This is a genomic window from Peribacillus sp. NPDC101480 (assembly GCF_050277335.1).
GTDB lineage: Bacteria > Bacillota > Bacilli > Bacillales > DSM-1321 > Peribacillus.
The window spans coordinates 1,037,987-1,061,850 of sequence record NZ_JBNNSB010000001.1 but is presented as its reverse complement, the minus strand read 5'-3'; the positions used below and the strand labels follow the sequence as shown (position 1 = coordinate 1,061,850).

Here is a 23,864-nt window from a genome sequence, read left to right as displayed (position 1 = left end):
AATCGTTCCTCCTTCTTAACAGTCATTAATACTCAGCCAATTCCCTCATTGCTTTTTCCACTTTATCAGGATTCACCATAAATTGTTTTTCCATCGTAGGCGCATATGGCATGGCTGGTACATCAGGTCCGGCCAATCGTTTTACAGGGGCATCCAAATCAAAAAGGCAATGCTCGGCAATGATGGCTGCGACCTCACTCATGATGCTTCCTTCTTTATTATCTTCCGTAACCAGTAATACTTTCCCCGTTTTAGAAGCCGCTTCTATGATAGCATCCTTATCCAAAGGATAGACGGTACGCAAGTCAAGAACATGTGCAGAAATTCCATCTGCAGCTAATTTTTCTGCTGCCTGAAGGGCAAAATGCACACAAAGGCCATAGGAGATGACAGTAATGTCTTCCCCTTCCCTTTTCACATCCGCCTTACCGATGGGAAGTACATAATCTTCAGTGGGTACCTCACCCTTGATCAAGCGGTACGCGCGTTTATGTTCAAAGAAAAGCACTGGATCTTCGTCGCGAATGGCAGCTTTAAGCAAACCCTTTACATCATAAGGAGTGGAAGGCATCACTATTTTCAAACCCGGCTGATTGGCAAAGATTGCTTCAACCGATTGTGAATGATAAAGAGCTCCATGAATCCCTCCGCCATATGGAGCACGGATTACCATTGGACAGCTCCAGTCATTATTAGAACGATATCTAATTTTGGCTGCCTCCGAAACGATTTGGTTAATGGCAGGCATGATGAAATCAGCGAATTGCATCTCAGCTATCGGCCGAAGCCCATACATGGCGGCTCCAATTCCAACTCCTGCAATTGCAGATTCAGCGAGCGGGGTATCGATGACCCTGGCTTCACCGAATTGGTCGTATAAACCATTAGTGGCTTTAAAGACCCCACCTTTTTTTCCTACATCCTCACCCAATACGAATACACGGGAATCACGTTCCATCTCTTCCCTCATTGCCATTGTCACGGCATCTATATATGAAATCACTGGCATTCTATTACCCCCTTACTTTTGTGCATACACATGATTCATAGCACTTTCAGCCTTCGGATATGGAGCATTTTCAGCATAATCGGTTGCTTCGTTGACTATCTTCATGACTTCATCATTCATTTGTTTCTCTAGGTCATCATCCATGATTCCCACTTCTTTTAAATACGCTCCAAATGTCATTATGGAATCCTTCGTTTTGGCTTCGGCCACTTCGTCCGCCGTCCGGTAGCTTCGGTCATCATCATCACTTGAATGAGGTGTGAGCCTGTATGAAACGGTTTCTACCAGTGTAGGACCTTCTCCCCTTCGTGCACGGTCAGCCGCTTCTTTCACCGCTGCATACACTTCCAACGGATCATTGCCATCCACCGTTATTCCAGGCATCCCATAGCCAATCGCCCTGTCGGAAACATTTTCACACGATAGCTGTTTCGAAATAGGAACGGAAATCGCATATTTATTATTTTCACACATGAAAATGACCGGTAGCTTATGCACACCTGCAAAGTTGGCCCCTTCATGAAAATCGCCCTGATTGGATGAACCTTCCCCAAACGTTACGAATGTTACCAAATCCTTACCTTCCATCTTCCCTGCAAGGGCAATTCCAACAGCATGCGGGACCTGTGTCGTTACAGGTGATGATCCAGTGACAATCCTATTTTTCTTTTGACCGAAATGACCAGGCATCTGGCGCCCGCCGGAATTGGGATCTTCCTCTTTGGCGAAACCGGAAAGCATCAAGTCTTTAGCGGTCATTCCGAAGGTAAGTACCACACCTACATCCCGATAATAAGGCAGTACATAATCCTTTTGCCGATCTAGCGCAAACGCTGCCCCAACCTGTGCAGCTTCTTGCCCCTGGCAGGAAATCACGAAGGGAATTTTCCCGGATCGGTTTAAAAGCCACATGCGCTCATCAATTCTGCGGGACAAAAGCATTGTCCGGTACATATCTAAAACCGTTTCCTCATTTAAGCCTAATTGTTCATGACGTTTTTCTACCATCATAAAACCTCCTGACCTTATTCTTTAAGAATGTATGGCACGTCCATCGACAGCAAGGGCCGCCTCTCCGATTGCTTCAGAAAGACTTGGGTGCGGATGGATTGTTTTGCCTATCTCCCAAGGTGTCGCATCAAGCACTTTCGCAAGTCCCGCTTCAGAAATCATATCCGTAACATGTGGCCCGATCATATGAACGCCCAGTATATCATCCGTTTTCTTATCGGCGATGATTTTGACAAAACCATCCGCTTCCCCGAAAACAAGGGCCTTACCAACTGCACGGAATGGGAATTTCCCAATTTTAAGATCAAAGCCTTCCTTGTTTGCCTGTTCTTCCGTCAAACCGACACTTGCAGCTTCAGGGCTTGAATACACACATTTTGAAATGAGCGAATAATCCAGCCGTTCCGGTTTTTGGCCTGCGATATGTTCAACGGCCGTAATGCCTTCATGGGAGGCAACGTGAGCCAATTGCAGACCGCCGATACAATCACCGATCGCATAAATATGTGATTCCTTCGTTTGGAAGAAGTCATTGGTTTCAATAAAACCTTTTTCTTTCACAATTTCCGTATTTTCAAGGCCAATCCCTTCAACATTTGCTGATCTGCCTACGGACACCAACATTTTTTCAGCTGTGAATTCCTCTACCGAACCTTTGACTTCAGCAGAAATGGATACTGAAGCATCCGTTTTCAGGGTTTCAGGCAATACCTTGGCACCTGTAACGAACTTGACGCCTTTTTTCGTTAGGAGACGAAGCATTTCACTGGAAATATCATGGTCTTCAGTCGGGATGATTCTATCTGCATATTCGAGTACTGTCACTTCCACACCAAAATCATTAAGCATCGAAGCCCATTCAATGCCGATAACTCCACCGCCTACAATAATCATTGATTTTGGCAGGCTCTCAAGCTTTAGAGCTTCATCCGATGTAAGCACCAATTCCCCATCAATCGCTAAACCGGGAAGTGTCTTCGGACGCGAACCCGTTGCAATGATGACATTCTGGGGAATGAGCATTTCATTTTCACTGCCATCATTCATTTCCACGGAAATTGTCCCAGGCATCGGTGAAAATATAGAAGGACCCAGTATACGCCCTAACCCTTCATAAACCGTTATCTTTCCTTGTTTCATCAAGTGCTGAACACCTTTATAGAGTTGATCGACCACTTTATTCTTTCTTTCCTGCACCTTAAGGAAATTCACCTTTACATCCCCGGTAACAATACCGAATTCCTCACTTTTCACTGCAGTCTGATAAACTTCCGCACTCCTTAAAAGTGCTTTCGAAGGGATACAGCCTTTATGTAGACACGTTCCGCCGAGCTTGCCTTTCTCCACGACAGCCGTTTTCAATCCTAATTGAGCAGCCCTTATTGCCGCCACATACCCGCCTGTTCCTCCTCCGAGGATAACGAGGTCAAATTCTTCAGCCAAAACCACTCCTCCTCACAAATACATACAGTTTGTCACCATTTTTACTTGTCCTATGTTTATTACGTTATCCATGTTGAAAATTCCTGTGTTTATTAAAAAAAACACAGGAATCTAATCTTGTAAAACTACATTCATTTTCTTCCATTCAAGATATGTTTTTCATTTTGCAGGAATTGGCTCCTTGAATTCCTCATGCGAGCAATTCGCTCCTCTGCCATCCTATCCGCGGCTTTATAAGTTGGGATTTGATCACGTTTTGCAATCTCGATGACTCTTTCAATTGTATCATAAACCGTTTCCACTTTCTTAAGGGCTCTTTCCCGATTATACCCTAAAAGCTCATCGGCCACGTTTATGACTCCACCTGCATTAATAACATAATCAGGGGCGTATATAATACCTTTTTCATGAATTTGATCGCCATGAACAGTTTCTTTTAACTGATTATTGGCCGCACCTGCAATGACCTTCGCCTTGATTTGATTGATTGTTTGATCATTTATGACAGCCCCTAAAGCACACGGTGCATAGATATCACAGTCGACTCCATAAATTTCATCTGGATTAACTGCGGACGCCCCAAAGGACTCAACCGCACGGGCCACGCTTTCTTTATTGATATCCGTAACGATCAGCTTGGCGCCCTCCTCATGAAGGTGACGGCATAAATTATAAGAAACATTCCCGACGCCTTGGACCGCAACCACCTTACCTTCTAAAGAATCAGTTCCGAATGCCTCTTTTGCAGCAGCCTTCATACCTCGGTATACCCCATATGCAGTTACAGGGGAAGGATTACCCGAAGAACCGAATGCAGGGGAAATCCCAGTGACAAAATCCGTCTCCTCATGAATGAGATCCATATCCTCAACCGTTGTACCTACATCTTCAGCTGTTATATAACGCCCATTCAGCCCTTGGATATATCTTCCGAATGCACGGAACATCTCTTCATTTTTATCCTTACGCGGGTCGCCGATGATGACGGTCTTCCCCCCGCCTAAATTCAAACCTGCAGCGGCGTTCTTATATGTCATTCCTCTCGAAAGCCTTAAGGCATCTTCAATGGCATCTTCTTCAGATGCATACGTCCACATCCTTGTGCCTCCAAGCGCAGGCCCTAATGTTGTATCATGAATGGCAATAATCGCTTTCAAACCCGATTGTTTGTCCTGACAGAATAGCAGTTGCTCGTAATCATACTTCTCAAGATATTTAAAAATTTCCATAAAGGAATCCTCCCTAGATGTTTTAATACATGTCAGATATGAGGACACTGAATTTCTCCTCATTCCTACTTGTTCCCACGTTCATTTTAAATAAAATCCGCTACTCACATGATATTTTCCCTATGGGGAATGGTTCCCTTGAAAAATCCATACACCTTTAAATATGCAAATAACATGCCAATAAAATACATAATGAGAGCGTTTTTATCCAAAATAAGGAGATGCTGGTTTATATGTTGGCAACTATAGCCTATAACAAATTGAAAAAAATTTCATGTTAGAAGTGGAGTCTCGCTTAAATTAAAATAAATCAGAAAATTCCGTGCAGTTTTTTTCATAGTGCGCAATTACTTGCGTGCAAAAAATTTCACAGTTTTAGTTTTTCCATTTTGTAATATAGATTTCTGACAGATATCCCAAGAGCTTTTGCCGTAAGTGTTTTATTTCCCTTGTGGGTATGGAACGCTTGCTGAATGATATCGGCTTCATACTGGTCTATTATCTCCGAGAGCGGTTTCCCCGATACGTAGCCAGAAGGGTTCATTAATAATTTCTCTTGCTTTACTGGAATCTCTTCGATAAAATCCGGAATATGCTGTATATCAATGATCGTCTCGTTCAATTTCATGAAAATGATTGCCCGTCCTAAGATATTTTCCAGTTCCCTAACATTACCTGGCCAGTTGTAGATTTGCATTTTATGTATAGCTGCTGCTGTAATTCCCTCTATGCTTCGTCCATACTCCTGATTGATTTTATTAATCAAATGCTCCGCCAATTCTCTCAAATCCTCTTTTCTCTTTCTTAATGGAGCAATGAAAATAGGCATGCGGTTCAGCCTGAAATATAAGTCTTCCCTGAATGATCCGTTTGCGATTGCCTCTTCGAGATTGATATTCGTAGCGGCTATGACCCGGACATTGATGGGAATCGGCTTCGTCCCCCCCACTCTGACGATTTCCTTTTCTTGTAAAACTCGAAGTAACTTAGCTTGGATGTTGGCTGGTAATTCACCAATTTCGTCCAAAAAGATACTCCCTTGATTTGCCTCTTCAAAAAAACCGACCTTTCCGCCCCTATTTGCTCCTGTAAATGCTCCTTCATCATAACCGAACAGTTCACTTTCAAGTAATGATTCCGAGATGGCCGCACAATTTACACGAACGAATTTATTGAATTTCCTATCGCTCGCATTATGGATGGCATGTGCAAATAACTCTTTGCCAGTCCCTGATTCCCCTCTTAATAAGACAGTAGCAGGTGTTCTTGCCGATAATTTCGCCTGTTCAATGGGAAGCTTCATCTCTTCGGAAGCCCCGATTATATCATCAAAGGAATATTTAGCCTGCAATGTCCGGATGATCTGTCTTGCCCGATTCAGTTCGTGGGTCAGGGCTTGAATTTCCGATACATCATGAATGACGCCAACGCTCCCTTTCAGGCACCCGTCCACAATGATTGGAGCAACATTCACGATCACTTCCTTATGTTTTGGGCCGACACGCATATTGACACCCCGAACAGGCTTTTTTGTCTGAAGTACTTTCATATGCATACTTTCACCTTCATAAATATCAATGGAAGCCGGCTTACCGATCACTTGGGTCTTTGTTAATCCCGTGATTCTTGTATATGCCGGATTGATCAAAAGCCCCCTGCCTTGATCATCCACAACGGATATGGCTTCATCACTGGACTGAATGATCGCCTGAAGCATCGTCTGTATCTCTTTTAAATCGGTGATCTGCTCCGCCAATTGTACAGCTTCCGTTTTATTCCTAAACACTGAAAAAGCCCCTATGATTTTCTTATCGGCATTCACAAGAGGTATCCTTGTCGTTATGAGTTCCATTCCATTGCTAAGGGTGATTTCCTGATTCACTTCTTTTTGGTTTGTTTGCATCACTCGCAGCAATCCAGTTGAAGGGATGAAATCTTTGATATGTCTGCCTATCACATCCTCGCGCTTTGTGTCAGTTGCTCGTTCAGCACTATCATTGAACATGATGATAAATCCTCCATGATCAATCACCACCATCCCTTCACTGGTCGTATTAAGAATCAAGTCCATTTTTGCCGAGGTATTCTCCAATTTACTTATTAAACGATTTTTCTCTTCAAACAACTTAGTCATAATGAGGGCGACACTTCCAGGAATGAGAATCGTTTGTTCGTCCATGTCCCTTTTTATCTTTTTATAGACAGACGGGTCTCCGGTCGTATCAAAAATGATGTCCAAATCCCGCTCCAATCCCAGGCTCCAATTAGTCACTGAAGGGATCCCTCGTTCCTTTGCAGCAAGCATCCCTTCAGCGGATTCATTCGTATCAGCCATACAAACAATGGAGAATACTTCACTTTCCGATAGGAGTTTCAACACGGTTGTCCCTCCCACTCCTCCCCCTACTATCATGACCTTTTGCATGAGCCATCCCCCTTAAGATATAATTACCCTTTTATTAGATCAATCTATGCAATTTTTTTCATACTTCACACCATTTTACCATATCGGCCCCCTTTAAAAACAGCCACCAACTCCCAGTCATTATCTATATTCCCGAAACTTGACAAATAATTTATATCCTTTATCATTTTTTAAAGACGGAATTTTCGGAAGGGATTTGACTGCATGAAACGTTTAATCGCTTTTTTGATTCTTTTTATACCCGGTGCCTTTGCTGCCTATGGCATAAAAATAATGAGGGACATGGTGTTCGGTATTCTACAGCCTCCCTATCCAGTCCTTTGGCTGCAATTTTTAATAGGACTACTCATTACGATTGGCGGAATAGCCTTCATCGCCGGCTTCGTCCTTCATCGAGATCGAAAACAAAATAAGGTCCAAAGCAGGTTCAATAAATTTTAAACGCAAAAAGAAGGTGCCATGTATCAATATGGCACCTTCTTTCTTTATCTTGATTTCAATCCTTCCCTGACCCGTACGGCTGCCTCGGGAAAATCGGTTATGATGCCGCTGCACCCCAATTTGAATAGCCTCTTCATCTCGGCTTCTTTATTAATGGTATATGGCCGTACAGGAACACCCATACTCACAGATGTTTGAATGAGCGCATCAGGGACAACCCGGATATTTGGATGGATTGCACTTCCTCCTATTGCCTTGGCATATATCCAAGGCATGTATAGACCATCCCTATAAAGCGGTGCGGTTTCCAATTCAGGTGCCAATTGATGGCAATTGACCAAGCTATAATGATTGAAAGAAGAAAGGATAATCCTTTCCTCCATATCGTAAGTACGGATGAGTCGGATGACTTTCTCTTCTAAGCCTGGATACATAAAAAGTGTATTTTTTAACTCAATGTTGCAAAAAAGCTGATTATCGTCAAGCCAAATGAATAGTTCTTCAAGTGTCGGAATCTTTTCTTTACCCAATTTACCAATATAGTTTGAAGAAGCATTAAGGTTTTTCAACTCCTTCAAGGTCCTGTCTTTTACATATCCCGAGGCATTCGTGGTCCGATCGAGCTTTTCATCGTGAATGATGACCACTTCCCCATCTTTTGAGAGCTGGACATCCGTTTCAATACCGTCCGCCCCGACACGGGCAGCTTCTTTGAACGCCGACATCGTATTTTCCGGATGTGTTCCTGCTGAGCCTCGATGTGCAAAGATTAAGGTCATGGAGAAACGCCGCCTCTCTCAATAATGGTTATATCCCAATGTTATGAACAGAAACAGCAAATTATTTTCATCTAGTTCAATACTTTAATAAAATGCAGTTGATTATTTTCTGCATAGAAGGTTCCTTTCGTCAAATCACTCAATTTTTTTTGCATGCTTTTGATTTGCAAGCAAGCATCCGGAAAAGCCATTTGACCAATCGTAATTTCCCCTCCCCCTTTTGATTCAAGCATATCCATGATTGACTTCCGTTTTTCATCTAATATATATATTTGAACCATCAACCTCTCGTATTGATTTCCAGTTTGTTCATATTGAAAATTTTGCTCACAAGTCAATTCTCCAAGAGGCGTTTGATAAACTTCAAGCTTTTCATTATTGATTCAAGTTTCATTATTATTGAAACATATTTTGTCTTCCCAATTCCTCAATCAGCGTCTATAAATAACCTGAAAGAAATTTTACCAAAAAATATCATAAATTTAGTTTAATATCCGTTTCAATAGTATACAAAAAAAGATTGTCCAAAATGGAAAACCTCCAATATGTTTTGCGCCTCTGAACTTTATAACTTAAGATTAAACTATGCTTCTTTTTTAACGAGCTTCTTCTACTTTTTTAAACATTTCTCCCCTCCGGTCCTTTTCTAACAGGTTTCCGGATTCCCATTACACCAGCTTTATCACTCGTTTAAGTCCACTTTATTAACTGAGTTGAATCTGTTACGGAATCGAAAGGTAAAATAACCGACATTATTACGCAACTATTTTCCAACTGTGTTGCAATGCACATAGTCGAGTGTTTGAAAATGTGCGTATAAAGATGCCTGACCTTATAAATTTACAAACGAAGTCGGCAAGTAGAAATCATAAAAAAAACGCCCAACAATGGACGTCATGACTCTTCCCTATAAAATATTTGATTGACCGTGATTTCCTTTCACTAATGAGCTTTGCATTGTTAAAAAGGTTCACTGGCCTCTTTTTCGTAGCGGTTATACTGATATACGCTTAGCCCTATAATTGCGCAAATTCCGTTCGGGTCATACGATGGTCATGACGTCATTCTTTCAATCGATACGGATTGACATAAATACCAGGCCCCTATACAAAAATAATAGCCGCCCAGTTTGGACGACTGCGGAATTTTCCTATATACTGACTCGTAACGATGCCGTTTATCCGCAAAATACGATCAGTCTTTATTGATATTCCACCGGAAAGTTTATCGGATTAGCGATAAATTCACGGTTAAATTCCCGTCCAAATTGCCGTCAAATCAACGATTCTACACTTGTCAAGAAGCTTTGTGTTCGAGACGCAGCTTATCAGCAACCATGGCAATGAATTCGGAATTTGTAGGTTTTGCCTTAGTCATGCTTACGGTATATCCGAAAAGGGATGAAATGGATTCTATATTGCCACGGCTCCAGGCCACTTCAATCGCATGCCTGATAGCACGTTCAACACGGCTCGCCGTAGTATTGTATTTTTTTGCGATATCCGGATATAAAACTTTGGTGATGGAACCCAATAGTTCAATATCATTATATACCATGGATATGGCTTCCCTTAAATACAAATAGCCCTTTATATGTGCAGGGACTCCAATCTCATGAATGATGCTTGTGATGCTGGCATCGAGGTTCTTCGGCTTGGATTCATTTTGGGGACGATAGCTAAACTGACTATGATTTTTTAAAACTGCCTGACCTTTACTGCTTACCTGACGTATGTGATTGGCCAGATTTTCCATATCAAATGGCTTCAGGATAAAGTAAGACGCACCCAAATCAACAGCTTTTTTCGTTACATCTTCTTGACCAAAGGCAGTAAGCATAATCACATTAGGCATGGCACCCCGTTTTACTTCACGAAGTTTTTCTAGCACACCTAACCCATCTAAATGAGGCATGATAATATCGAGGATCAATATATCCGGGTCAACGCTTTCAAGCATACCCAGGCAATCTTGACCGTTATGTGCCACCCCAATTACTTCCATGTCATCCTGTGCAGAAATGTATTCTTCCAGAAGGCCAACAAGTTCTCTATTATCATCTACAACGCACACCTTAATTTTTTTCACGCTTGATTTCCTCCTCAACTACAATTGGTCTTTTTTTCTATATGACTAAATTCTATTGTAATTGAACTTTTCGACAATGGAAACTAAATTCCTTTTATTTTTGAAAAAATATAAGGAATTCAATATTATTCTCCGGATATCTCTTGTTTTCGACTTCGTTTGCTATTCGAATAAAGCGATTGTCGAAAAATCTTCATTTCGTTATCATTTTATCACATCGTTTCAAAAAAACCTCTATTTTTTGAAGAAATCAATTTAATTCCTACCCAAAATCTATGCTATTCATAACTTTCCATTAAAAAGGGGCATCCAAAAGGATACCCGGATTCTTAGCTTGCCTTTTCATAATTATCTTTGTCGTATATATTAATACCGGCTTCGTTTAACATCCATTCGATATGGACTCCATACCCACTTGTAGGATCATTAACGAATACATGGGTGACTGCACCGATTAATTTCCCATTTTGTATGATAGGACTGCCGCTCATACCTTGAACGATCCCACCCGTTTTTTGTAGCAATTCCTTATCCGTCACTTTTAAGACCATTCCCTTAATTGCGGGGAACTTCTGTGGTATGGAACTGACGATTTCAACATCGAATTCCTCCACTTCAGAACCATCCACCACTGTAAGGATTTTTGCTGGTCCTTCCTTTACCTCATGGGAAAGGGTGATGGGGAGTGGCTTATCGTTAATTCCATTTTTAAAATCTTGATTTAACTTCCCAAAAATTCCAAAGGGACTATTGCGATTGATATTTCCTATTTTTTCTTTATTGGAAGAAAAGCGTGCAAGTTTTTCTCCCGGATCACCATTGCTTCCCTTTTCGATGGATGTGACCGTCGATTGAACAATCTGTCCGTCCTTGACAACAATCGGCTTCTTTGTATCCATATCGGATATGACATGTCCCAAAGCCCCGTATTTTTTCGAATCCGGGTGATAAAACGTCATCGTTCCGATGCCAGCTGCCGAATCACGGATATACAAACCCAATTTGTAAGTTCCTTCATTCTTATCTTTTAGAGGTAATAGGGTACTGTGAAGCACTTCATTATCACGGTTAATGACAAGATTCAACGCCTCACCCTTTTCACCTGCCTGCTGAACAAAAGGGGTTACATCCCCCATCTTCTTTATCGTCTGACCATTGATTTCTGTAATAATATCACCGATTTGAATTTTTGCTTTTTCTCCCGGTGATTTTTTCCCCTGCGCAGTATCAATAAGATGATGACCTACTACGAGAACCCCAAGAGTATTAAGCTTTACTCCAATGGATTGGCCTCCAGGCATGACCTTAAAGTCTTTTAACACCCTGATGTCGACCTTTTTGGCAGGTAAGCCTGCTACATCGAGTAACACTTCATTCGTACCTGGTTTCTCAGCACCAAGTGTAATCGAGGCTTGTTCATCATGAAGCGAAATTCCATCACTGGATCCCGAAGTTTTTGCAGTAACAGGCAATGATTTGGAAATACTATATTGACTTCCTTCAAATAGTACAAGATGATTTGGAATTAAAAAATATTCACGAGATGGCTGGTATAACCCTAATGTTAATAGCGAAACAAGGAGAATTCCACCGATGATCCTGTTTATCCATATAAATTTCAATCCATTCACTCTCCTCGCTCTCTGAAACTTTATGGCTACACCTTTAATTTAGCCCTCATGACAATCATTTATAACAGGTGCAAAAAATAAAAGCTATCCGTTTTTGGATAGCTTTACAATGAATGCTTATGATAAGTTTAAATAATGTTCTTACCGGCCCTTCATGATGTAATCTTCAGCCTTTTGGCCAGCTGGATTAATTCATTGGCATGCTGCTTCGTCAAATCCGTTATCTCGACTCCTGAAATCATCCTGCCGATTTCTTTTACTTTTTCGGTTTCAATTAGCGGCTTGACCGAGGTATTCGTGCGTCCGGCCCTTACATTTTTCGCTATAAAAAGATGGGTATCCGCCATAGCGGCCACTTGTGGCAAATGGGATATGCACAATACTTGTGATCCAGTTGCCACTTTATAGATCTTTTCGGCAATGGATTGTGCAACCCGTCCGCTCACACCTGTGTCAACTTCATCAAATATAATGGATGTTATGCCTTGATGCTTGGAGAAAATGCTTTTCAAAGCCAGCATGATCCTCGACAGTTCTCCCCCAGATGCGATTTTGGAAAGAGGTTTTAACGGTTCACCTGGATTGGTGGAAATATAAAATTCCATTGAATCCAGACCTGACTGATTAATGCCCCTATCTGACAATTCATCGAAAGTATAAGCCGTTTGAAGGAAATGTGGTTCGAAAATTGTCTTTTCCATGTATAAATCTTTTAATTCCTGATGGATCTTTTTGGTTAACTGCTGAGCGAATTTCTGGCGAAGTTCAGAAAGATTTTTTGCTTCGACAATTAAATCTGCCTTGATGGATTTCATTTCCTTTTCGAGCTTCGCTATATGGGTTTCCCTATTTTGCAGTTTTTCGACTTCTTCTTCTATAGCGGCTCCATATTCCAGGATTTCCTCGATGGTCCGCCCGTATTTCCGCTTTAATTGATTTATTTCATTAAGGCGGCCTTCAATGAATTCCACACGTTCTGTATCATAATCCAAGGAGTCTAATTGGTCTCGGATGTTTGACACGGCCTCTTCAAGCAGGAAGTAGCTATTTGAAACGGTTTCAGAGCTATTCTTTAAACCCTCATCAAGCCCTGCCGCTTCCTCTAAATTATTCATGGCTACGGAAAGCCAATCAATTGCATGCTGCTCACCATTTAAAGCATTATAACTGGTTTGCAGCGCTTCATGAATTTTTTCGAAATTATTAATTTTCTTCCGCTCTTCCATCAATTCTTCATCTTCGCGTAACTTCAAATCAGCTTTTTGGATTTCATCGAATTGAAATTGGATCAAATCAAGGCGATGGACCATTTGCTGTTCATTTTGGCTCAAGCCATTCAATTGTTTAGAAGCGGTTTCATAACGTTTAAATAGCTTTTGGTATTCAGTGAGCGCAGATGCGATTTTTTCACCGCCGAATTGATCGAGCAGTGGAAGATGGAGTCGTTCATCCATTAATTCCTGATGCTCATGCTGACCATGGATATCTATCAATGTCCGGCCTATCTCGCGTAAAGTGGAAATCGTTACAAGCTTACCATTCACCCTGCAAACGCTTTTGCCGCTTTGTGAGATGTCCCTTCGAAGTATCGCCATCCCATCATTCATATCCAGGCCAAACTCTTCCGCTTTGGCAAAGACCGGGTGTTTTTCATCTTCAATTTGGAATAATCCTTCTATTTCGGCCTTAGACTCTCCATGCCGAATGAACTCTGCTGAACCACGTCCACCAACCAAAAGATGAACGGCATCTATTATGATTGACTTCCCTGCCCCTGTTTCTCCTGTCAAGACCGTCAAGCCTTTCTCAAATGAAACGGACAGGCTGTCTATGATCGCAAAATTCCTAATCGATAGTTCTGTTAACAAACTAGGTCACCTCACAACATTATTAGAGCATGTCCAAGAATTTGCCGGAAATGATCTTTGCATCTTCCTCAGAACGGCAGATAATCAAACAAGTATCGTCGCCGCCGATCGTCCCGAGTATTTCTTGCCAATTTAAATTATCAATCAATGCACAGATTGCCTGGGCATTACCTGGGAGCATCTTCATAACCAGTAAATTGTTGGCTGAGTCAATGCGTACAAATGCATCGACAAGGATTCTCTTTAATTTTTGAAGTGGATTGAAGCGCTGGTCGGCCGGCAGACTGTATTTATACCTTCCATCCGTCAATGGAACCTTTACAAGGTGAAGCTCTTTAATATCCCTTGAAACAGTGGCTTGAGTTACATTGTATCCAGCTAATTTCAATTCTTCAACTAACTCATCCTGGGTTTCGATATCATTATTCGTTATGATGTCCCTTATTTTTATATGTCGTTGTCCTTTATTCATAAGTAGAAGCACCTCTTCTCAACTGTTGCTCATATTAATGGTAATTGGTTCCCAATATGGGATTGCTCGTTATCTTCAGTACGTGCAAATAGGCCGCTTTAGAAAGTGGCTAATATTAATGTTATCGGATTTTTATGCAATTGTACAACTTTTTCTCCAAAAATGAATACAAGTCTATTTTTTGTACGTACCTATTTTATGTATCCACCCTTAAATGATTCAATGGGATGACCACAATGTAAAGTTAAAAAGCTCCTTTAGCCAACCATTCAGCCAAAGGAGCCCATACAAGTTCTAACTATTCTTTTTTAAATTGAGCATGGGCCTCTCCAACGATGTCATCAACCGTTTTCGAAAGCAATATCGCTCCATCATCCTTCGACCCTTGCCAGTGTAAATGAAGTAAGAATTCAATATTCCCATCACCGCCTGTAATCGGTGAGAAGGAGGCATCCTTAATATCATAGCCTTCCTTTATAGAAAAAGAAATGATCTTATCCAATACTTGTTTATGAATTTTGGGATCGCGAACAATCCCCTTTTTACCCACTTGATCCTTTCCAGCTTCGAATTGCGGTTTAACCAATGCAACGACATCACTATTCGGGACGAGCAAGGTCTTTAGCACAGGTAAAATTAACGTAAGCGAGATGAAAGAAACATCAATGCTTGCAAAGTTTGGCATCTCCCCATCGAGATCGGCGGGTGTAACATAACGGAAATTGGTTCGTTCCATTACCTTAACCCGCTCATCCTGCCTAAGCTTCCAGGCAAGTTGATTATAGCCCACATCAAGCGCATATGACATGAGAGCGCCATTTTGCAACGCACAATCCGTGAACCCACCAGTCGATGAACCGATATCAAGCAGTACTTTTCCATTCACTTGTAAATCGAATTCCCTTAATGCCTTCTCAAGTTTAAGACCGCCTCTTGAAACGTAAGGCATGACTTTTCCTTTGATCGTGAATTCGAGATCGACCGGCACTTTTTCCCCCGGTTTTTCGTACCTTTCTTCATTCGCGTAGACAAGGCCTGCCATGACCATACGCTTCGCTTTTTCACGTGTATCGGCCAAGCCTTGTTCTACAAGTAATACATCTACTCTTTCTTTCATCACTTTCATATTGTCAGGCCCTTTTTTCTTTTTTGGGTGTTATCATTTTAATCTTTTTGATCGCGGTCTCAGTCGTTAAACCGATTTCTTCAAGCAGTTCATCGACACTTCCATGTTCAATGAAATAATCAGGTATCCCCATTCGATCTATAATTGCCCCATAAAATCCTTGATCATGGGCATATTCAAGTACTGAACTACCAAAACCACCTTGAAGAACCGCTTCTTCTATTGTCAAAATCGGCATTTTTTCACCGAGGAGACTGCTTAGCATGTTCTCATCCAAAGGCTTAATGAAGCGGGCATTGATCACCTTAACTGAATAATCCTCTTTCTCGAGCAGTTCTGCCGCTTCAAGAGCCATCGGAATCGTTGTACCGAACGTTAAGATGGCAGCATCCGTTCCTTCTTTAAGAACTTCCCACGAACCGATTGGAATCTGCTGTAATTCAGTATCCATCACAACTCCCCAACCATTCCCACGAGGGAAACGCATAGCAATCGGACCATCATTATAGTTTAAGGCCGTATTGACCATATGCTGACCTTCGTTTTCATCTTTCGGCATCATCAATACCATATTCGGTACATGGCGTAAGAAAGCAATGTCGAAAACGCCTTGATGCGTTTCACCATCGGAGCCAACCAATCCGGCACGGTCGATCCCGATGAATACGTTCAAATTCTGACGGCAGATATCATGCACCACCTGGTCATAAGCCCTTTGCAGGAATGTTGAATATATAGCCAGGAAAGGTTTCATTTTTTGAGTTGCCAATCCGGCTGCAAAAGTTGCAGCATGCTGCTCGGCAATCCCTACATCATAGAAACGCTCTGGAAACTCTTGGGAAAAGCCCACCAATTTCGAACCTACGGGCATTGCAGGTGTAATCGCGACAATCCGTTCATCGTCACGGGCTAGCCTGCTGACAGTATCGCTTACAAGAGCGCTCCAAGCAGGACCTTTACTAGGGGATTTCACGAAATCGCCTGTCTCGATTTTGTATGGGCCTGTCCCATGCCAGTTTCCTGTTGTATCCAGCTCGGCAGGTGAATAGCCCTTGCCTTTTTTCGTGATGACATGCAGCAGTACAGGCCCCTTCGTTTTCTTGGCATATCTTAAATTCTCCAGCAATTCTTCATAATTATGACCATCCACTGGTCCTAGGTATGTGAAACCGAGCTCCTCGAAAAAGATTCCTGAAACCAATAAGTACTTCATGCTATCCTTCAGGCGTTCAGCTGTAGCTGCAAGTTTGCCACCAACTGCAGGGATTTTTTTCAAAAGCAGCTCCAATTCATCTTTTGCCCAGTTATATTTGCCTGCTGTACGCAATCTTCCCAATATCGTGTGCAGGGCACCTACGTTAGGGGCTATGGACATTTCATTATCATTCAGGATAACGATCATGTCCTTTTTTTCATCACCGATATGATTTAACGCTTCAAGCGCCATTCCGCCTGTTAGGGCACCGTCCCCGATCACTGGCAAAATAAAACTGTTTTCACCTTTGATATCACGGGCAGCCGCCATTCCCATTGCAGCTGAAAGGGAAGTCGAACTGTGACCGGTTTCCCAAACATCATGGGGGCTTTCAATCATTTTAGGAAAACCGCAAAGACCTTTGTATTTCTTTAAGGTATCGAACTCCCCTGCTCTGCCAGTCAGGATCTTATGGACATAGGATTGGTGTCCGACATCCCATAAAATTTTATCATTCGGACTGTCGAATTCTTTATGCAAGGCTATAGTCAACTCGACGACACCTAAATTCGGACCAATATGCCCACCTGTCACCGATAATTTTTCCACAAGGAATTTACGTACTTCCACACTTAACTCGACAAGTTCTTCATTATTCATCTTCTTCAAAAAAGAAGGGTCTTTTATAGATAGAAGATCCAAACAGGACCACTCACTTTCTGTCATTTTCGGTTGTAAGCATAAACAAAGCCTCATAAAAGAGGGCTATGGGGGACTTGACCGAAAAATTGGTTTTAAGTTAAAAAATAGCCGCCAACACCCAGGTGATTTCGGCGGCTTAATATACCTATTTTATCACGTATCTCAATTAAAAAATTCATTATGATTTTCACATATTTTTGCACAATGAGTATACCATAAAACCTCAATTGATAACAAATTTAGCTCAATCAATGGTTACGGTTCGCTATTAAATCGGTTAGTTCATTCAACAAACCCGTTTGTAGGGCTGTTTTTCCTAAAGCGGCATGGGCAAGTTCTATATGATGCTCCAACTTTTCCTTTGCCCCTTGAAGCGTGAGTAAAGAAGGATATGTGCTTTTATGATTACCCACATCACTGCCAACCGGCTTGCCGATCAACTCGACGGACCCTTCAATATCCAGAATATCATCCCGAATTTGAAATGCAAGCCCCAGGTGGTATGCAAAGTCACGTAAATGGAGTTGCTGTTCTTCATTCGCCCCGGATAATATAGCACCGGAAAGGATGCTTGCAGTCAATAACTTCCCTGTTTTATGTTCATGGATATACTCCAATTCCTGAAGGGTCAGCTGTTTATTTTCACCTTCCATATCGGCAACTTGACCTCCAACCATTCCTTCGGCTCCGGCAGACTTCGCAATTTCACTTACAAGGTTCAGCTTCATTTCAGCCGTCACCTCGGGATCGATCATATCCGTCACCAATTGAAAGCTGTATGTAAGAAGCGCGTCACCTGCCAATATTGCAACCGCTTCACCGAACACTTTATGGTTAGTCGGTTTTCCGCGGCGGAGATCATCATCATCCATCGCTGGAAGATCATCATGAATCAAAGAATATGTATGGATCATTTCAATGGCAGCCGCTGCAGGTATCCCGATCCTCAAGTTTTTCCCAAAGGCCTCCAGAACCGCAAAGACCAATAACGGGCGAATCCGTTTACCCCCTGCCTCCAGCGAATAGATCATGGCTTCTTTGACCACTGCCGGTGCTTTAAGTTTATTGACATATTCTACGATTTCCCGTTCTATAACCGTTTTATATTCTTTAGAAAACATTTCAAAGGACGCCGTACCCATGTCATTCTTCCTCCTGTACAGCGAAGTTTTCAAGTTCCCCATCTTCGCGTAAAATTTGAGTCAACTGATCTTCAACAGCCTTAAGCTTTGAATGGCAAAGCCTTGATAAATCCATTCCTTGTTTATATATGGAGATGGCTTCTTCCAAGGGCACATCGCCTTCTTCCAACTGTTCCACAATTTTTTCGAGATTCTCCATCGCTTCTTCAAATGTAGCTTCTTGTTTTTTTGTCATGGTTCAATCCGCTCCTTTATTTCTTTAATTTCACATTCAAGGGTTCCATCTTTAATCGAAACCGCTATCTTATCCCCTTTGGATACTTGCTGTGTACTTTTCACTAATGTCTCATCTTCAGCAAAAACCAATCCATAGCCCCGTTCCATGATTTTTAGTGGACTGAGGGCAGACAAAGTGGCTGTAATATGAACGAATTGCTGTGATTTTTGCCGATAGATGGCTTCCATGGCCCTACGTAAAACCTTTGCATGCTGCTGCAATTCATCTTTCGCATTTTTCACCGCTTGTTCAGGATGCTGCTTTTTCAGAATTTCGTTCAGCTGATTCAGCTCATCTCTCTTTTTCATGAAATATCGCGTGCTGGTCCTCCCTAGCCTGTCCATCGTCTTGTCTAGCTGTTCCAGCTTCTGTTCATACATTTTATGCGGATAACGGAAAGCATAAGACCTCTCCATCCTGGTCAAACGGGTTCGTTCAAAATTGACCGCTTCTTGAATGGAGCGGGTCAACCGATTTTTGCGGTTCATCAGGCGTTCGAGTATTTCATTTAAGTGAGGAACCGCTAACTCCGCTGCACCAGTCGGTGTAGGAGCACGCATATCGGCGACAAAATCAGCAATGGTAAAATCGGTTTCGTGACCGACAGCAGAAATTACCGGTATATCGGAATCATAAATCGATTCAGCCACTATCTCCTCATTAAAGGCCCATAGCTCCTCGATCGACCCGCCGCCCCTTCCAACAATGAGAACATCACTTTCCGCCCTTGCGTTAGCCATTGAAATTGCCTTGGCAATCGATTTAGCGGCATTATTCCCTTGTACAAGTGCCGGATAAACGATAATCCTGGCGATTGGATATCTCCGCTTGATGGTTATCAGGATATCTCTTAATGCAGCTCCGGTCGGAGATGTTATGACTCCTACAGACTTAGGGTACTGCGGGATCGGCTTCTTATGTTCGGCCAAAAACAAACCTGCCGCCTCCAGCTTTTTCTTCAGCTGTTCATAAGCAAGATACAAATCCCCCACACCATCAGGGGCCATGCTTTTCACATAAAGCTGATACTGTCCCCCAGCTTCATATAATGATATATCGCCCTTAACAAGTACCTTCATACCATTTTCGGGCAGGAATTTCATCCCTTTATTATTGGCGGCAAACATAACGGAAAGAAGTCGGGCCTTCTCATCCTTTAAAGTAAAATACATATGTCCGCTTGTATGTTGTTTAAAATTCGAAATTTCACCTTTTATGTATACATTTTGCAAATGGGGGTCGGCATCGAATTTCCTTTTGATGTACTTAGTTAAAGCCGACACACTCAAATATTGTTGGTTGCTCATATAATGTCTCCTTCCGATTGAAATCGGATTTAAAGAAAACTCACCTATGGATCCATGAATGGAAAAAAAGCGGTCTCCCGTTATTATAAAACAAGAGGTCCGCTTCTTTAAAATAATTTAACGTTTTTTTCAGCTTTTTAATGCTTGCTTGTTCAGTTCAAGTGCTTTTTGAGCAGATTTGACCGTATTCTTCATAAGCATCGTAATCGTCATGGGACCAACGCCTTTAGGAACAGGTGTAATGTATGAAGCCTTATTTTTCACTTCATCAAACGCCACATCACCGCAAAGCTTCCCTTCATCATTCCTGTTCATTCCGACGTCAATGACGACTGCGCCTTCTTTAATATGGTCACTCGTGATCGTGTCCCTCTTTCCGACAGCTGCGACAACGACATCGGCTTGCTTGGTATAATATGCAAGATCCTTTGTCCGTGAATGACAGTAAGTAACGGTTGCATTTGCATTCAAGAACAATTGTCCGGCTGGTTTTCCGACGATATTACTTCTCCCTACGATGACAACATGCTTACCTTCAAGGTCATAGTCGATATACTCAAGCATCACCATGACGCCGTATGGGGTACAAGGTAAAAATGCATCCTGTCCCGTCATCATCCGCCCAATATTAATCGGGTGGAAACCATCTACATCCTTTTCAGGGGAAATCGCTTCAATGATCGCTTTTTCCTGAATATGTCCAGGCAATGGCAGCTGCACCAATATACCATGAATGCTGTCATCCTGGTTTAATTCAGCAATGCTCTGAATTAATTCCTCCTGAGAGAGCTCCGCAGGCTTTTTAATTAATACGGAATGCATGCCCAAGTCCTCACAGGCCTTTTGCTTATTGCGCACATAGGTTTGTGATGCTTGATTGTCACCCACCAGGATTACAGCCAAACCTGGAACGATATTTTTTTCACGTAACTGTTGAACTTCCTTACTGATTTCCTGCCTAACTGACTCTGCAATTTCTTTACCATTAATGATTTGAGCTGACATGTGTTTATTCCTCCCAAGTTAATTTTGCTAAAGAAATTGCTGAGAGAATCCTTGCTCAAGGCTGCAGCTTTAGCTGCCGCTTTTCACCTTCACTTTGGATAAAACGGCATTTACAAAGCTGCTCGATTGATCATCACCGAATTTCTTAGCAATTTCAATAGCTTCATTCATTGCAACACTTACAGGAACATCTTCACTGTGAATCATTTCATAAACCGCGATACGCAGTAAATTCCGATCAATGTTCGCCAGTCTTTCCAACGTCCAATTCTCTAAATTGTCCCTGATCATTCCATCAATTTGTTCACGATTTTCCGTTATCCCCATTACTAATTTCTTGAAGTATTCATCAGTAGGAGCACCATCCAGTACGCTTTCCATTGCTTCTTCTGCATTCGAGTTGGCAATATCTATTTGATATAGTGCTTGAAGGGATTTTTCACGGGCTTCTCTTCTTTTCATAATCTTACTCCTTTAACATCTACTATTATATATGAAAATGCTAGAACAAACGAACATTAAATAACATTTTTTCAAAAATATTAAGATTTTCGCTATATTATTAAAAAAATAAGCTAAATCCCACTAAAATTAAGGCCAAAAGACTCAAATATCTTGATTCAGGATAACAATACAAGATTACATTCGGAATTAAACGGCCAACACAGTCCCATACTTTTTGAAAGTGTCAAAAAGCTCATGCCTAGCTTTCATGCTCATATTTCACCTTTTACACTCTAACAGAAATCACCCTTGAATTAAAGGGAAACTTCCAGACACCGCCTTATTATGTTCATTTAAATTTAATATTATAAGCAGGCCTCAAAAACGGGGTATCTGGAGTTAACATTCAAAAAAACAAAAACCCGGCTTTTGCCGGGTTTTTGCAGGTGCGAATCGAATGAAGCCACTTACACTTCTTGTTCGTAATCCGCTTCTTGTTTAGCGTTTTCAAACGCAATGCCCACTACATGAATGTTCACTTCGCCCGCGTCGATAGCGGTCATATTCAACAAAGCTTCACGAATGTTATCTTGCACTTCCTGAGCAACTTTCGGAATTGAAACACCAAACTTCATGACACAATAAAGTTCGACTTTGATGGATTCTCCCGTTAAGTCCACTTTAACACCCTTACCGTGGTTCTTTTTCCCAAGCTTTTCAACCACACCCGTAGCGAAATTCCCGCGCATATGTGCAACACCTTCAACTTCCGATGCAGCGATACCCGCAATCACCTCTATTACCTCAGGTGCGATCTCCACTTTGCCCAGCCCACTATTATAATCATTCATTTCGAGTAATTGGCCTTCCATTTCACTCATTCAAAAGCACCTCCTGTCTTCCTTTACATTATGAGTTCATTACATCATATATTTCAAGGAATTTGGTATTAAATTCTCCGGAAACAAATTGTTCATGCTGAAGTAACTTAATATGGAAAGGAATTGTGGTACTGATCCCTTCAATGACAAACTCACCTAAGGCGCGTTTCATCTTTTCGATTGCCTCTTCCCTAGTAGGTGCATGGACAATCAATTTAGCGATCATGGAATCGTAATACGGCGGTATCGAGTACCCAGGGTATGCCGCGGAATCAACACGAACTCCGTAGCCGCCTGGCGGTAAATACATTTGAATCTTACCTGCGGAAGGCATGAAATTCTTTTCTGGATTTTCAGCATTGATCCGGCATTCGATAGACCATCCGTTATAAGTGACATCCTCTTGCGAAAGCGATAGTTTGCTGCCTGAAGCAACTTTGATCTGTTCTTTAATCAAATCCACGCCCGTTACCATTTCTGTAACAGGGTGTTCAACTTGGATACGTGTATTCATTTCCATAAAGTAGTATTTTCTATTCACATAGTCATAAATAAATTCTACTGTTCCGGCACCTGAATAATTAACGGCAAGTGCTGCCGTTACTGCAGCCTGCCCCATTTCCGCACGTGTTTCACCATCCAATGCCGGTGAAGGGGTTTCTTCAACAAGCTTTTGCAAACGTCGCTGGACCGTACAATCACGCTCACCTAAATGGATGGCATTGCCATGATTATCTGCCATGACCTGTATTTCAACGTGTCGGAAGTCCTCGATGAACTTTTCAATATACACGCCTGGATTCCCAAATGCCGTCGCGGCTTCCTGTTGTGTGATGTTAATGCCTTTAATTAGCTCTTCTTCCGTCCTTGCGACGCGGATACCTTTACCGCCCCCGCCGGCAGTAGCTTTGATGATGACTGGATAGCCCATTTCATTAGCTAAAGCTACACCCTCATCCGTATCCTTGATTATGCCTTTAGAACCTGGAACGATCGGTACACCAGCTTTACGCATGGTTTCCCTTGCTACGTCCTTTGTTCCCATTTTATTGATAGCTTCGGGGCTAGGACCGATGAAAATGATATTGCATTCACGGCATAGCTCAGCAAAGTCAGCATTTTCAGCAAGGAAGCCATATCCTGGGTGAATCGCATCGGATCCGGTTTTCTTGGCTGTGCTGATAATGTTCGTTGTATTTAAATAACTGTCTTTTGATAATTTAGGACCGATGCAATATGCTTCATCCGCAAGCTGGACATGTAATGCTTCTTTATCAGCTTCTGAATAGACCGCAACAGTCTCGATTCCTAATTCCTTGCATGCCCGGATGATTCGGACAGCAATTTCCCCGCGATTAGCAATTAATACCTTTTTAATCATTTAGAAAC

General features: G+C 42.0%; 21 protein-coding genes. 1 reads left to right on the top strand and 20 read right to left on the bottom strand.

The genetic code is table 11. The annotated features are described in order from the left end of the window. Positions 1 to 25: 25 nt before the first annotated feature. The 5 genes from ACQKMF_RS05295 to ACQKMF_RS05275 form a co-directional block, all read right to left on the bottom strand. On the bottom strand, positions 26 to 1,009 hold the full coding sequence (locus tag ACQKMF_RS05295; protein WP_101222514.1) for an alpha-ketoacid dehydrogenase subunit beta: 984 nt from the start codon (positions 1,007 to 1,009) through the stop codon (positions 26 to 28). Positions 1,010 to 1,021: 12 nt separating this feature from the next. Further along, positions 1,022 to 2,017, bottom strand: a complete 996-nt coding sequence (locus tag ACQKMF_RS05290) for a thiamine pyrophosphate-dependent dehydrogenase E1 component subunit alpha (RefSeq protein WP_101222515.1) — start codon at positions 2,015 to 2,017, stop codon at positions 1,022 to 1,024. Between the two features lie 24 nt (positions 2,018 to 2,041). After that, positions 2,042 to 3,463: a dihydrolipoyl dehydrogenase gene (gene lpdA / locus ACQKMF_RS05285; RefSeq protein WP_402938331.1), complete on the bottom strand. Its 1,422-nt coding sequence runs from the start codon at positions 3,461 to 3,463 to the stop codon at positions 2,042 to 2,044. A gap of 131 nt (positions 3,464 to 3,594) precedes the next feature. Next, positions 3,595 to 4,692 (bottom strand): branched-chain amino acid dehydrogenase, encoded by a 1,098-nt coding sequence (gene bcd / locus ACQKMF_RS05280; RefSeq protein ID WP_101222517.1) that lies wholly within the window; start codon positions 4,690 to 4,692, stop codon positions 3,595 to 3,597. A gap of 367 nt (positions 4,693 to 5,059) precedes the next feature. Then, a complete protein-coding gene (locus ACQKMF_RS05275; protein ID WP_402938334.1) occupies positions 5,060 to 7,117 on the bottom strand; it encodes a sigma 54-interacting transcriptional regulator in 2,058 nt (685 codons plus the stop codon). Between the two features lie 204 nt (positions 7,118 to 7,321). Here ACQKMF_RS05275 and ACQKMF_RS05270 point away from each other — a divergent pair, with 204 nt between their 5' ends. Beyond that, positions 7,322 to 7,558, top strand: a complete 237-nt coding sequence (locus ACQKMF_RS05270; RefSeq protein WP_101222519.1) for a DUF2627 domain-containing protein — start codon at positions 7,322 to 7,324, stop codon at positions 7,556 to 7,558. 44 nt (positions 7,559 to 7,602) lie between these two features. Here the strand turns inward: ACQKMF_RS05270 and ACQKMF_RS05265 are convergent, their stop codons facing one another. The 15 genes from ACQKMF_RS05265 to accC form a co-directional block, all read right to left on the bottom strand. Next, entirely contained in the window at positions 7,603 to 8,337 is a 735-nt protein-coding gene (locus tag ACQKMF_RS05265; RefSeq protein ID WP_402938336.1) for a glycerophosphodiester phosphodiesterase, read from the bottom strand. 71 nt (positions 8,338 to 8,408) lie between these two features. After that, positions 8,409 to 8,618: a hypothetical protein gene (locus tag ACQKMF_RS05260; RefSeq protein WP_230176998.1), complete on the bottom strand. Its 210-nt coding sequence runs from the start codon at positions 8,616 to 8,618 to the stop codon at positions 8,409 to 8,411. A gap of 1,015 nt (positions 8,619 to 9,633) precedes the next feature. Further along, positions 9,634 to 10,425, bottom strand: a complete 792-nt coding sequence (gene spo0A / locus ACQKMF_RS05255; RefSeq protein WP_137016177.1) for a sporulation transcription factor Spo0A — start codon at positions 10,423 to 10,425, stop codon at positions 9,634 to 9,636. Between the two features lie 329 nt (positions 10,426 to 10,754). Beyond that, on the bottom strand, positions 10,755 to 12,047 hold the full coding sequence (spoIVB, locus tag ACQKMF_RS05250) for a SpoIVB peptidase (protein WP_402938343.1): 1,293 nt from the start codon (positions 12,045 to 12,047) through the stop codon (positions 10,755 to 10,757). Positions 12,048 to 12,208: 161 nt separating this feature from the next. After that, positions 12,209 to 13,924, bottom strand: a complete 1,716-nt coding sequence (recN, locus tag ACQKMF_RS05245; protein WP_101222523.1) for a DNA repair protein RecN — start codon at positions 13,922 to 13,924, stop codon at positions 12,209 to 12,211. Between the two features lie 22 nt (positions 13,925 to 13,946). Beyond that, positions 13,947 to 14,396, bottom strand: coding sequence for a transcriptional regulator AhrC/ArgR (gene ahrC / locus ACQKMF_RS05240; protein ID WP_034308279.1), 450 nt, complete (start codon positions 14,394 to 14,396; stop codon positions 13,947 to 13,949). A gap of 298 nt (positions 14,397 to 14,694) precedes the next feature. Then, a complete protein-coding gene (locus ACQKMF_RS05235) occupies positions 14,695 to 15,522 on the bottom strand; it encodes a TlyA family RNA methyltransferase (RefSeq protein ID WP_230176999.1) in 828 nt (275 codons plus the stop codon). Positions 15,523 to 15,526: 4 nt separating this feature from the next. Then, positions 15,527 to 17,419, bottom strand: a complete 1,893-nt coding sequence (gene dxs / locus ACQKMF_RS05230) for a 1-deoxy-D-xylulose-5-phosphate synthase (RefSeq protein ID WP_101223461.1) — start codon at positions 17,417 to 17,419, stop codon at positions 15,527 to 15,529. 248 nt (positions 17,420 to 17,667) lie between these two features. Next, complete coding sequence (locus tag ACQKMF_RS05225; protein WP_427572057.1) at positions 17,668 to 18,561, bottom strand: polyprenyl synthetase family protein; 894 nt, start codon at positions 18,559 to 18,561, stop codon at positions 17,668 to 17,670. Between the two features lies 1 nt (position 18,562). Continuing rightward, positions 18,563 to 18,796 carry an exodeoxyribonuclease VII small subunit gene (locus tag ACQKMF_RS05220; protein ID WP_034308286.1) on the bottom strand — a complete coding sequence of 78 codons (234 nt, stop codon included), beginning with the start codon at positions 18,794 to 18,796 and terminating at the stop codon, positions 18,563 to 18,565. Continuing rightward, on the bottom strand, positions 18,793 to 20,145 hold the full coding sequence (xseA, locus tag ACQKMF_RS05215) for an exodeoxyribonuclease VII large subunit (protein WP_101222526.1): 1,353 nt from the start codon (positions 20,143 to 20,145) through the stop codon (positions 18,793 to 18,795). Before xseA ends, ACQKMF_RS05220 begins: the two co-directional genes overlap by 4 nt. 129 nt (positions 20,146 to 20,274) lie before the next feature. After that, positions 20,275 to 21,150 carry a bifunctional methylenetetrahydrofolate dehydrogenase/methenyltetrahydrofolate cyclohydrolase FolD gene (gene folD / locus ACQKMF_RS05210; RefSeq protein WP_101222527.1) on the bottom strand — a complete coding sequence of 292 codons (876 nt, stop codon included), beginning with the start codon at positions 21,148 to 21,150 and terminating at the stop codon, positions 20,275 to 20,277. A gap of 69 nt (positions 21,151 to 21,219) precedes the next feature. Beyond that, positions 21,220 to 21,612 carry a transcription antitermination factor NusB gene (nusB, locus tag ACQKMF_RS05205; protein WP_101222528.1) on the bottom strand — a complete coding sequence of 131 codons (393 nt, stop codon included), beginning with the start codon at positions 21,610 to 21,612 and terminating at the stop codon, positions 21,220 to 21,222. Positions 21,613 to 22,061: 449 nt separating this feature from the next. Continuing rightward, a complete protein-coding gene (locus ACQKMF_RS05200) occupies positions 22,062 to 22,466 on the bottom strand; it encodes an Asp23/Gls24 family envelope stress response protein (protein ID WP_222620245.1) in 405 nt (134 codons plus the stop codon). 37 nt (positions 22,467 to 22,503) lie between these two features. After that, positions 22,504 to 23,856 (bottom strand): acetyl-CoA carboxylase biotin carboxylase subunit, encoded by a 1,353-nt coding sequence (accC, locus tag ACQKMF_RS05195; protein WP_101222529.1) that lies wholly within the window; start codon positions 23,854 to 23,856, stop codon positions 22,504 to 22,506. Positions 23,857 to 23,864: the final 8 nt, after the last annotated feature.